8 protein-coding genes are annotated in these 12,576 nt (G+C 54.7%); 1 reads left to right on the forward strand and 7 read right to left on the reverse strand.

What is annotated here, in order from left to right:
• Nucleotides 1–71 precede the first annotated feature (71 nt).
• The 5 genes from PCAR_RS10715 to kdsB all read right to left on the reverse strand — a co-directional run bounded on the left by PCAR_RS10715 (nucleotide 72) and on the right by kdsB (nucleotide 4,885).
• Nucleotides 72–602 carry a KdsC family phosphatase gene (locus PCAR_RS10715; protein ID WP_011341688.1) on the reverse strand — a complete coding sequence of 177 codons (531 nt, stop codon included), beginning with the start codon at nucleotides 600–602 and terminating at the stop codon, nucleotides 72–74.
• Nucleotides 602–1,564, reverse strand: coding sequence for a KpsF/GutQ family sugar-phosphate isomerase (locus PCAR_RS10720; RefSeq protein ID WP_011341689.1), 963 nt, complete (start codon nucleotides 1,562–1,564; stop codon nucleotides 602–604). The genes PCAR_RS10715 and PCAR_RS10720 overlap by 1 nt, the downstream gene beginning before the upstream one ends.
• A gap of 5 nt (nucleotides 1,565–1,569) precedes the next feature.
• Nucleotides 1,570–2,403, reverse strand: coding sequence for a 3-deoxy-8-phosphooctulonate synthase (gene kdsA, locus PCAR_RS10725; RefSeq protein WP_011341690.1), 834 nt, complete (start codon nucleotides 2,401–2,403; stop codon nucleotides 1,570–1,572).
• A 1-nt stretch (nucleotide 2,404) separates the two neighbouring features.
• Nucleotides 2,405–4,009, reverse strand: a complete 1,605-nt coding sequence (locus PCAR_RS10730) for a CTP synthase (RefSeq protein ID WP_011341691.1) — start codon at nucleotides 4,007–4,009, stop codon at nucleotides 2,405–2,407.
• A 123-nt stretch (nucleotides 4,010–4,132) separates the two neighbouring features.
• Nucleotides 4,133–4,885 (reverse strand): 3-deoxy-manno-octulosonate cytidylyltransferase, encoded by a 753-nt coding sequence (gene kdsB / locus PCAR_RS10735; RefSeq protein ID WP_011341692.1) that lies wholly within the window; start codon nucleotides 4,883–4,885, stop codon nucleotides 4,133–4,135.
• 397 nt (nucleotides 4,886–5,282) lie between these two features.
• On the opposite strand from kdsB, the gene PCAR_RS10740 reads away from it, so the two are divergent.
• Nucleotides 5,283–7,712, forward strand: a complete 2,430-nt coding sequence (locus PCAR_RS10740) for a TonB-dependent receptor plug domain-containing protein (protein WP_158447418.1) — start codon at nucleotides 5,283–5,285, stop codon at nucleotides 7,710–7,712.
• 17 nt (nucleotides 7,713–7,729) lie between these two features.
• Here PCAR_RS10740 and PCAR_RS10745 read toward each other — a convergent pair whose 3' ends face one another.
• Nucleotides 7,730–9,871: an LVIVD repeat-containing protein gene (locus PCAR_RS10745; RefSeq protein WP_011341694.1), complete on the reverse strand. Its 2,142-nt coding sequence runs from the start codon at nucleotides 9,869–9,871 to the stop codon at nucleotides 7,730–7,732.
• Nucleotides 9,852–12,353: a response regulator gene (locus PCAR_RS10750; protein WP_011341695.1), complete on the reverse strand. Its 2,502-nt coding sequence runs from the start codon at nucleotides 12,351–12,353 to the stop codon at nucleotides 9,852–9,854. The genes PCAR_RS10745 and PCAR_RS10750 overlap by 20 nt, the downstream gene beginning before the upstream one ends.
• Nucleotides 12,354–12,576: the final 223 nt, after the last annotated feature.

Raw genomic sequence — 12,576 nt, forward strand, 5'->3', positions numbered from 1 at the left:
GTGCCGTCAGTATAACATTATCGCTAATTGCTGTAAAGAAGGATCCGTAAACAACTGGCACGACTTTTGATTCACGCCGGCTCCCCGCTTTTGAAATAACGGTCCGTGACAGCCTCCCAGCCACCGGCCTGCTTCAACAACATGTCACACACCTCACGCACCGCGCCTCGCCCCCCGGGCCTGGAGGCGACATAATCGACACGTTCCTGCACCTCGGTCACAGCATCGGCAACCGTAGCGGAAAAACCGACCCGCATCAAAATCGGCAGATCCACCAGATCATCCCCCATGTAGGCAATCTGGTCCTCTTTAAAGCCATGCAGCCGGAGGATCTCCCCATACGGCAGCAGCTTGTCCTTGGCATTCTGGTAGAGGATTTCTATCCCCAATTCGCTGGCGCGCCGTTGCACAATGGACGAACTGCGGCCAGTTATGATGCCGACCTGGATACCGGCCCTCTGAAGCAACTTGAGGCCATGCCCGTCCTTGACATCGAAGCTTTTGATCTCACCGCCACGCTCATCGTACTGAATGCGCCCATCGGTCAAGATCCCGTCCACATCCAGCAACAAAAGGCGAATTTTTGCCATGGCTTGCTGCATCAGACCACCCCCGCTTTGAGCAGATCATGAAGATGGATGATGCCGACCGGCACCGTACTGTCGTCATCATCAAAGACAAACAGCGAGGTAATCGAAAACTCCTCCATCTTCTGCACGGCCTTGGCCGCCAGATTGGAGCGCAGAATGCGCTTGGGGTGACAGCTCATGACATCGCCCAAAGGCAGATCCAGAACATCGCAGCCCCTGCCCATAGTACGGCGCAGGTCCCCGTCCGTAAACACCCCGACCAACTCGCCTGTTGCGTTAAGCACACCGGTAATGCCCAGTTTTTTACTGCTGATTTCGAAAAGAGCATCCTTCAGCGGAGTCGTTAGGGATGCCAGGGGAATATCGCTGCCGGTATGCATCAGGTCTTCCACGGTGAGCAGCAGTTTTTTACCAAGGGCGCCCCCGGGATGGAACAAGGCGAAATCCTCTTCCCGGAATCCCCGTCTTTCGAGCAACGCCACAGCCAGAGCGTCACCCATGGCCAGGGTGGCGGTGGTACTGGCGGTGGGCGCCAACCCCAACGGGCAGGCCTCTTCGCGCACGGCAACATTCAGAAGCACATCGGCCGCACGGGCCAGAGCGCTTTCAGGATGACCGGCCATGGCAATCAGCGGCAGCCCCATCCGTTTTATCACCGGGAGAATCCGTACGATCTCCTCGGTATTGCCGGAATTGGACACAGCGATCACCACATCGCCCTTCATGAGCATACCCAGGTCGCCGTGGATCCCTTCGGCGGGATGCAAAAAAAACGCCGGGGTACCCGTTGAAGCCATGGTCGCAGCGATTTTCTGGCAGATCAGCCCGGATTTGCCCATCCCCGTAATCACCACCCGTCCCTGGCAGGACAGAATCAATTCCACGGCGGCAACAAAGCGTTCATCCAGTCGCTGCGCCATTGCAACAATGGCATCGGCTTCAACCTGGAGAACCCGTCTGGCGGTATCCAACATATCGGTCACGATTCAGTGTTTCCTTTAACAATGGCATCAATGGCCATCATCTCTTTTAGGGTTTTTTTCACCTGGTCGAGCGGCAGGGAGTTGGCGCCGTCGCACAAGGCGCGATCCGGATCCGGATGCACTTCCCAGAACAGGCCGTCGACGCCGACGGCAACCGCAGCACGCGAAAGCGCAGCCACAAATTGGCGCTGCCCCCCCGAGGAGGTTCCGGCCCCGCCGGGCAGCTGCACGGCATGGGTGGCATCGAAGACAACCGGACACCCCAGTTCTCGCATAACGGCAAGAGAACGCATATCCACAACCAGGTTATTGTAGCCGAAGGAGGTACCTCGCTCGGTCAGCAGGATGCGATCGTTGCCCGTCGAAGCCACCTTGGCCACGGCATTGGCCATATCCCAGGGGGCCAGAAACTGCCCCTTTTTGATATTGACCACCTTACCGCTGCGGCCCGCGGCCAGTAACAAGTCGGTCTGCCGACATAAAAAAGCGGGGATCTGGAGAATGTCCAGCACCTCCGCAGCCGCCTCGACCTGACTGACATCATGAATATCCGAGACAATGGGCAAACCTGTCTGCTGCCGTACCTTGTCCAGAATGCGCAGCCCCGACTCCAGGCCCGGACCGCGATAAGCGCTGACGGAAGTCCGGTTGGCCTTATCAAAGGAGGCCTTGAACACAACTCCGACCCCAAGCTCGTTTTTCACCTCGAGCAACTGCCTGGCAATCGCCAGGGTATGGGCCTCGTTTTCCATAACGCAGGGTCCGGCTATCAGTGCAACCGGATGATTCCCACCAAAAGTGACGTCGGCCACCTTCAATGTGTCTGGCATATCAGGCCTCGCCGTGGTGCTTCAGACTGGCACCGACAAAGGATTCAAATAAAGGGTGCGGTTCCATGGGCCGCGACCGGAACTCGGGATGGAACTGACATCCCAGGAACCAAGGATGATCTTCGATTTCGACAATCTCAACAAGACCGACGTCACGATAGACACCGGAAATCACAAGGCCGCCTTTTTCCAGACGCTCCTGATAGGCATTGTTGAATTCATACCGGTGCCGGTGCCGCTCCTCAACATCTCCCGTACCGAAAATACGCCGCGCCAGAGTCCCCTCCACCAACTGACAGGGATAGGCTCCCAGACGCATGGTACCGCCCTTGCGAGTAACTTTTTTCTGATTTTCCATGATATGGATAACCGGGTTGGCCGCATCTTCCTTGAATTCGGAGGAAAAGCAATCGTCGATGCCGCATACGTTACGGGCGAACTCGACAACCGCCATCTGCATACCGAGACAGATACCGAAGAAAGGAATCCGGTTCTCGCGCGCGTAACGTATAGCGGCAATCTTGCCTTCGCTGCCGCGGTGGCCGAACCCGCCAGGCACCAGAATCCCGTCAACATCCTTGAAAGTGTCACCGACACCGTGCCGTTCCAGAGACTCGGAATCGACGTAAATCAGATTCACGCGACAGTTATTGGCAATCCCGCCATGAATCAGCGCCTCCGACAGGGACTTGTAGCTCTCCGTCAGTTCGACATACTTACCGACGATGGCGATGGTGGTTTCGGATTCGGGTTCTTTAAAGCGCCTGACGATGCGCTCCCAGTCGGTGAGATCGGGAGCCTTGGTCCAGATGTTCAGATAATCGATGATCCGCTCATCCAGCCCCTCTTCGTGGTAAGCGATGGGCACCTCGTAGATGCACTCGACATCCCGCGCGGTAACCACGGCCTCTTCACTCACATTACAGAAGAGCGCAATCTTGGCCTTCATATCCCGAGGGATCTCACGGTCACAGCGACACAACAGAATATCGGGCTGGATACCGATCTCGCGCAGCTCTTTGACGCTATGTTGAGTCGGCTTGGTTTTGAGTTCACCCGCCGTCGGAATATAAGGAACCAGCGTCAGGTGCAGGTACAGAACATTTTCACGTCCGCGCTCCACCCGAAACTGACGAATGGCCTCGAGAAACGGCAAAGATTCGATATCGCCCACGGTGCCGCCGACCTCGACGATGGCAACGTCCACATCCTTGGAGTTCGCCAGAATTTTGGCCTTGATCTCGTTGGTGATATGCGGAATCACCTGCACCGTACCGCCGAGGTAGTCTCCGCGGCGCTCCTTGCGGATTACCGAATCATACACCTGGCCGGTGGTAAAGTTGGATTTCTGGCTCAAACGGGCTGAAGTATATCGCTCGTAATGACCCAAATCGAGATCGGTCTCCGCGCCGTCATCCGTAACAAAAACCTCGCCATGCTGAAACGGGCTCATTGTGCCGGGGTCGACGTTGATATAGGGATCCATTTTCTGCATGGATACCCGCAAACCCCGCGCTTCCATCAAAGCTCCGATGGAAGCGGCTGCCAGGCCCTTGCCAAGAGAAGAAACCACGCCGCCGGTGATAAATAAAAATTTGGTTTTCATGAACTAAATTCCTCCATCCGGATGGTCACAGTCGAACCACCCTCAAGGATCAAAACGAAAATTTCGATTCTACACGGAAACCACGGAGATTTAAAGCATCAAAATCCCCGACCGGACAATCCGTCATAGCCCCCGGAGATGAGCTTCGACTCTGACCAGGTCTTCGGGAGTATCGACACCGAGACTGACCCGGTCTGTCTCCACCACCCGTATGGCATAGCCGTTCTCCAGCGCCCTGAGCTGTTCGAGTTTTTCGAGCCTTTCGAGGGGGGATTCCGGCAGTCCCGCAAAGGTCAGTAAAAAGTCTTTCCGATAGACATACAGGCCGATATGACGAAACAAGCCCATCGACGCGGGCGAAACCGCAGAATCGTCAACAGCCAGTTCCCGCGGATGCGGAATCGGTGCCCGGGAAAAGTACAGAGCGAATCCCCGCCGATCGGTCACCACTTTAACGACGTTGGGATCCCGGTATTCCTGCCAGTTCAGCAAGGGAGTTTTGAGCGTCCCCATGGGAATAGCCGGATCTTCAGACAACGGGGCGACTGCCGCTTCGATCATATGCGGATCGATAAGTGGCTCATCTCCCTGCACATTCACAATCAGCTGCGTATCGATTCTGGCTGTCACCTCGGCAAGACGATCGGTGCCGGTGGCATGATCGGCACGGGTCATTTGTACTTCACCGCCAAAACCGGATACGACATCAGCGATGCGAGAGTCGTCGGTCGCCACAACCACCCTGTCGATACAGGCCGCCTGCGCGGTACGTTCATACACTCTCTGAATCATGGTTTTGCCCAGAATCCGGGCTAGAGGTTTTCCCGGAAACCGCGATGAGGCGTAGCGGGCGGGTATAACCGCAGTAATCGACATAACAAGGTGCCATCCTTTCAGGGTAAATTTCGCTCGTAGGGTAAGAAAACACGCAAAGCTTGTCAAGAACAGCGCAAGGCCTCGCCGCGAAAAAACCGTCACCTGGTCGCAACCCCCGACCATGGGCGGGCAACGAATGCGGTTTTCCCCGGCTTTTTATGGCAACATATTGAAATGCACCGGCTCCGGCGGGCCATGACAGCACCAATTCTTCTTTAAACTCATCGGCCCGCCTACCGGCACAGGGATGGCCCATCGCCGGATAAAGTATGCACAAAAACTAATTAAACTATCGCAAGTGTTTGTTTTTTCAGGTTTTGCTGTCAATTACATGCTTTTTTATGATAAAACACACAGATTAAAAGATGTCCTGAAATCAGCATCCGAAAAGCATGCAATGAAACTATTGACCTATATAGATCTTCTTGGCCCCCGGAGAAAAGAAAAACGCGCTGCACGAAGCAGACACCGTCTGCTGATCGGCCTGCTGTTGCTGGCTATGCTGCTTTTGCCTCAAACGGGACAACAGGACAGCTTCGGCCTCGTATGCGCCTCTGAAATCGATCTGACCGCAAAAAATACCGATCCGGATGACAGCGATTCAACAGTGCTCGCACCGGTTACGGTTCACGGCCGGCGGGAACCTTTGACAACCGCATCGAAGACCATCGATCGCACAATCATCGACAGCTTCCCCAGCGGCAACAACAGCATCAACGAAATTCTTTCGTTTTTGCCCGACATCCAGTTCAGCGAAACATCCAATCTGTCCACCCAGGGTGGCGAGATCCTGCCCGCTGCCGTGTCGATCGCCGGCGGTAAAGGTTTTGAAAACAATTTTATCATCGATGGATTGAGCAACAACAGTATGCTGGATCCGGACGCCGATGACCCCTTGGCTGTGAACAACGTACCGGGGCATGCCCAGCAAATCTTCCTGGATGCCTCGCTGGTCGATGAAATCACCCTTTACGACAGCAATGTACCCGCCAGCTACGGGGATTTCAAAGGTGGGGTAGTGCATGCCAGAACCATTGAACCGGATGATGAATTCGGTGGCAATTTCTTTTATCGCACCACCCGCGCGGCCTGGACGAAATTCCATATAGCCCCATCCCAAAAGGACGATTTCGAAAACTCCGGGAAACATACCAGCCAGCCGAAATTTGAAAAACATCAGGCCGGATTCGATATACATCTCCCGATCCGTTCCCACCTGCGTTTACTGGCAGGGTACCGGCTACAGCTCTCCACCATTCCCCTGCAGCATCTTGGCGAAACCCGCAACCAGCGGCGCCGCAACGAAACCTTTCTCGTCAAGCTCGCCACGGAACCGACGGCATTATCAAAACTGAACCTCAGCTGGACCTACAGCCCCTACCAGGGCCGATACTTCAAAAAAGATTACAAAAATAGCGACCTGACCATCCTCGGCGGCGCCTATATGGTCAACGCCGATTTTCATACCGCCCTGCCCTTTGCCGACCTGCACCTGCAGGCGGGTTATACAGAAGGCGAAAATTCCCGCGAAGGTCCCGACCACATGATTTTGACCCAGAACCCCGACAACAGTTGGGAACGGGAAGGATTTACCGGGGATATCGATAATACCCAGCAGAGCGTGCAATGCAAAACCGAATTGGCGCTTCATCAGCTTTCAACAGGTTCGGTTTCCCATGACATCAACCTGGGGTTTGACTTTCAGCATATACGGGGAACCTCCAAGCGTGACGAAACCAGTTACCTATACACCTTCTATAAAAACGGCACAGCCAGACGCACCGTCTATGCAAAGCACCGGGCCGAAGCCGTTCTGAGACAGTACAACTTTTACTCTGAAGACATCCTTCGCTATCACCGTCTGGAACTCCGTCCCGGGCTGCGCATCTCTTACGACGATTTTATGCAGAACCTTAACCTGGCGCCACGTCTGGCCGCTGCACTGGATATCTTCGGCAATGGGCGAACCGTTCTGATCGGTGGGGTCAATCGCTACTATGCAAACACCCTCCTGACCTACAAGTTACGACAGGAAATGCCGACCACCTATTATGAAACGCGACTGGATGGCGGCGAATGGACCTTTACAAAAACCTACTCCACAACCACCGATTTTCAGACCCTGAAAACGCCCTATGCGGATGAATACGTCATCGGCCTTGAACAACGGATTTTCGGCGGCAAGGCCACGTTCAAATACGTGCGACGTGACGGCAAAGATGAATTTGCGAAAACTGCCGGCGACCGGCAACCTGATGGTCTATGGCACTACACTCTCAACAACAATGGCAGCAGCCGGCATGAAAGCTATCGTTTGAGCTGGGAACGGCACTGGCAGAACCACTCCCTGAGTATCAACGGCACCTACCAGGAAACCACCTCGAGCAACGAATCGTATGAAGATATTTTGGAGGATGATGATCTCGATGAAGACATCTGGTACAACGGAAAGGTGCTTTCCAAAAGCCAATTGCCGAGAAAGGATTTCAATCGCCCCTGGCTTGTCAGTCTGCTCTATGTCGGAAAGTTTCCTTACGGCATAACTTTCAGCAGTTTATTGAAATATCGCAGCGGTTATCAGACATTATCGAAAACCGGCGCCGTACATGAAGACCTCGGCATCCCCATATACGAAAAAGTCCGATACGGAGGTGCCGTGACGGTGAATTGCAGCCTGGGCTGGGGTATCCGGGTATGGAACCGCCAGCAACTGCATCTGAGTCTGGATATCCTTAACCTGCTGGACAAAAAATCCGTCGCTGGCGAGTCGCAGGACAGTTATGAATTGGGAAGGCAGTTTTGGCTCAGCGCGAAATACAGCTTTTAGACCATGCGTTAAGGCTTTCAGTCCGACGACACGACATTGGGCAAAACCATATTTTTATGGCCGTCGGACAGGCACAGGGAATAATTACCGGCCCGGGGCAACGCAGGCAATTCCACCTCCAGCTGTCTCGAACCGTGCCGTCTGATATGCGGCACTTTCAAAGGCAGCGGTAGCGCCACCACCCCGCCGAGGCTCGACGACACAAGCAACTCGTCCCCCATCAGAAGCATTTTCTTGGCCTTGATGCTGATCCCCAATCCTCCCAACACCTGCATGCTGTTCGGAATACGGCTATCGACCACCTGCAAACCCGCCTGCACATCCCCCACATACACGTAGTCTCCGGATGCGACCAGAGCCGCGGCATAGCCCGGCGTTCCCACGGAACCGAGGAGCTGTGGTTTGTCGGCCCGGGTCAAATCATAAACCTGGGTGCCGGCTCGACCGTTGGCGACATAAAGTTGGTTGTCTGCCACCGACAATGAGGTCGCATGACAAAACGGCAACAGATAATCCGGTACGGGAAGCTTACCGACCACTGCCGCTTTATCGGGGTGACGAACGTCGACCACGAAGGTACCGGCACTGCCACAGGCCAGATATACATAATCTCCCGCCACCGCAATATCGAGCAAAGGATCGGGAACCGCCAGCGACATGCGCAAGCGCATCGTGTTATGCGGATGGGCATCCACAATATGCAGGGTACCGCACCGCTGCCCCACAAACAGTTTCTGTCGCTGATAGACAACCCGGTTTACTTTGCCCTCAAACGAAAGGGTCTCGGCGATTTTACTCTTCGTGTCGTCAAGCTTCACCGCATGCAAACCACCCAAGCCGTCTGCCACAAACGCCCGATCGTCACCAAGCGACACATCGATGGCCTTGCCGGGCGTATCGACAGTCCGGATCAGACGCAAGTGCCGCTGCTCGTTGACGAGGATCTGCAACCCGGCAGCACCGTTCGCCACATAAATGTAACGCCCGCGGGTGGCAAGTCCCTGGGCAACCCCAGCAGCATTCAAAGCCTTGGGCGGTGCCATCGGGGAAAGTCGGTCCAGTGCAACAATCTGCACACCTTTCTTGCCGTCAGCCACCATGATATGCCGCCCGGTTAACGTCATATCCCAGGACACGCCCGGGGTATCGACAATGCCAAGCAGGCGCAAGCCGTGCTTTTGCGTCGGGGCAAAAACCTGTACGCCGCCATGGTCGGTAGCGACCCATAATCGCCCATCGATCCATTTAACGCTCCGGGCCTGCCCCAACGTCGGCATATTTGCCAAAATTTCCGGGGAGCAAGGATCGACCACCGAAACGATCTGAATGCCGCCTCTGCGATCGGCCACATAGGCCTTGCCGTCGCGAACCGTAACGCCGGTAGCATAACCGGGAGTATCCACTGTGCCGACCAGCGACGGTGGCCCGTTTGAAGAGCAATCAAATATGCTTAAACCGGCTGCATCGTCAGCGACGTAGAGATAACTGCCTACCTTGCATAGGCCGGATGCCGACCCGGGCGTAGCCACGCTTGCTGTAATGCGCGGTGTGCCACGCAGATCAACGACCTGCACACCTTTGAGATCATCCGCGACATAAGCCCAGTCGTCCTCGACCCACACATCGAGGGCGCAACCCGGCGTAGCAACGGAAGCAATAATATACGGATTTGACGGTTGCGCCACGGAAACCACATGAATGCCGCCTTGTGAAGCGGCGATATAAACGCGATCGTTATGTACGGTCAGGTCCCAGGCCTTCCCTGGAATCGGCAGGGAACCGATAATGACAGGCTGCTCGGGAATCGCCACATCGACAACCTGCAATCCACGCACCGTGTCGACGACAAAAGCAAGGTTGCCCTTGCCCGCAACACTTTTCGCAATCCCCCAACTGGGCATACTGCCGACAATGGCATAGTGATTGCCGATATCGTAATTTAAAAGCGCCTGCATATCCTCGGAGAATCCCTGCCCTCTCAGGACCAGCGAATTCTCTGCGACGCCGCGACCCTTTTTTCGTTTTACGGAACTCACCGTAAAATCGTCCTGTTGCGGAGTCGGTTTAAATATGCTCAGCAGCAGAAAGGTGAACAGAGCCAGATAACACAATCCGCAGAGTCCGGCAATGAGTCGTAATCTATGAGTCTTGAAGTGCATCGCATACCGCAGGGGCTGTTAAAGGGGAAGCATGGGCATCGGCGGAATTCGATTCCCCCCGAGCGACCCATTTATCCACCAGAAGATACAGTTGTTTGTGTTTGAAAGGCTTGGCCAGATAATCATCCATACCGGCTTGCCTACAAAAAACCACAGCCTCGGCCGACGCATGTGCGGTAAGCGCGATAACAGGAGTTTTTACCCCGGCCTTGCGTAATGCCGCCACGGCTTGATAGCCGTCCATGACCGGCATCTGACAATCCATGAGGATTAAGTCGAAGCCCTGACTTTGTCCGGCGGTCACGGCTTGCTGACCGTTTTCCACGGCAACCACCTCGCAATGATGACTCTCAAGGCTGATAACCAGCATTTTGCGCGTGGTGGGATTATCCTCGGCCAACAATATGCGAGGCTTCCGGGAAGCCACACCGGTAATACTACCCGGTTTCACTCCGGATTCGGTGGAATCGGCGTCACAAGCAGGCCGTTCGCAAAAAGTCTTCACCACCAGGGAACATAATTGTGAAGGACACACCGGCTTAGCCAGAACGTCACTCAGCAACCCGGAATCGCTGTCCCCGAAAAAGAAAGCCCGTGGCGCCATGCCCACCCAGCGGCAGCCTTCCAGGGCTGTTTCCCTGTGAATTTTTTGCAGCTCCGTACTGTCTTCATGGATCTCGGCGTCGACCAGTATCAATCCATAGGGGTTTTTCTCCCGTGGCAAAGCCGACAAACGCGGGCAGGCTTCTTCGGCGGAAGCAACCGCATCGACCTGCAGGGACAGCGCCACCACCTGCTCCATCAGCATTTCGCGAACCCCGGCATGCGAAGCGACAACCAGTATTCGGGAAGCTTTCTGTAACGGCGACAACACCCTGTCGGGCCATCGCACATCCTCATGCTTGTCCAGACGGATAGTGCAGGTAAATACCGAGCCCTGGCCAAGCTCACTTTCCAAATGGATATGACCCCGCATAAGATCCAGCAGTTGCCTTACGATCGCCAAACCAAGCCCCGTACCGCCGTAATGCCGGGTGGTTGAGCTGTCGGCCTGTGAGAAAGCGTCAAAAATGGCCTGTTGAGCCTCGCGATCTATGCCGATACCGGTATCCCGGACCTCAAGGAAAATCGATGCGCTGGCACAATTTTCATCCCGGCAACCGATTCGAACCGATATTTCGCCTTCGGACGTAAATTTAACGGCATTCCCCAACAGGTTGAAAACGATCTGGCGCAAACGCGCAGGGTCGCCCAATAGAGATACCGGCGTTCCGGGCTGGATGCGACAGATCAGTTCCACCTTTTTGTCCTGGGCGTTTTTTGCAATCAGCGACAGGGGCTCTTCCACGACATCCACCAAATTGAAAGGAACCCGCTCCACCACCAGACGGCCCGCCTCGATCTTGGAAAAATCAAGGATGTCGTTAAGCACTTTAAGCAGCGATTCGCCGGAACTGTGAATCATATGAGCCAATTCCCGCTGGTGGTCGCTCAGCGGAGTGCCGGACAAAAGTTCCGCCACACCGATAACCCCGATCATAGGGGTACGGATTTCGTGGCTCATATTGGCGAGAAACCGGGATTTAGCGTGATTTGCAGTCTCTGCGGCCTGCCTTGCCTGCGCCAATTTATCAACGGTCTTTTGGAGCTCTTCGTTGGTTTCATGCAGTTCCTGCGTGCGCTGTAAAACCTGTTCCTCGAGATGGTAACGATAACGTTCCAACTGCTGGTCGCGAGACGCAAGCTGTTCGAGCATATGGTTGAAACCGTTGAAAAGAACGCCGACTTCATCGTTGGCCTGTTTGTCCACGCGCAAGGAAAAATCTTCACAATCGGAGACCTGGCGCATTTTGTCCGCCAGATACAAAATAGGAGCGGAAATCAAAGATTGCAGATGCCTGGCCACCAGGTAGCCGATGAGACAGGACGCGACCAGGACAGCCACGACACTGATAGCAAAGGATCTCAACCAGAGGTTAAAGGCACTGAGATCAGTCCGGACATACACCGTACCAATGATTTTGTTAAGCCGGCGTACAGGGACGATAACCGACAGGGAGTCCCGAGTGAAAAAATGCCGGCGCACGCCATCGGATACAACCAGCGCCAACTGCTGATAGGTGGTGTCATCGACCTCGGTGCTCAATTGACCTGACGCACCGACCCCAGGTTCCGGCCGGTGGAATTTTGAGACAGTTTGATGATAACTATTGAAAAGATAGGCGCAACAGACGTGGGGTTCGGACAGCAGCGACGACATAACCTGGTCCCCGACATGCTGGCTTCTGAAAGTTAAGGCAACGGTACTGTTGGCCGCCAGGATCTCGGCCAGGGAAAAACTCTGCCGGACCATATTGCGACGAAAAGACAGGATTTCGACGGTCACAAATACGCCCGCAGCAAGGACCAGAACCACGGCACAAGCCAGCATGATAATGCCGGTCAGTTTTTTCTTGAGCGTGGCATTCCGGAATCCAAACATCGCTTGTAACCTTTTCGTAGAAGGGCGAAAGTGCGCAGTACGATAGGTCAAGCTAAAAACCTACCTATTGACTCGGCCAATGATAGAGCCTTAAGCGTTACGGATTCTAACAAATACACCCTTTAAAGCAAAGTCCAATCTCTCCTGTATGTGCAAAGCACATAAAAAAGCGGCTCCATCCCCTGAGAACCGGGAATGGAGCCGTCTTGAACGGGGGAATATA

The organism is Syntrophotalea carbinolica DSM 2380, from assembly GCF_000012885.1.
Classification (GTDB): Bacteria; Desulfobacterota; Desulfuromonadia; order Desulfuromonadales; family Syntrophotaleaceae; genus Syntrophotalea; species Syntrophotalea carbinolica.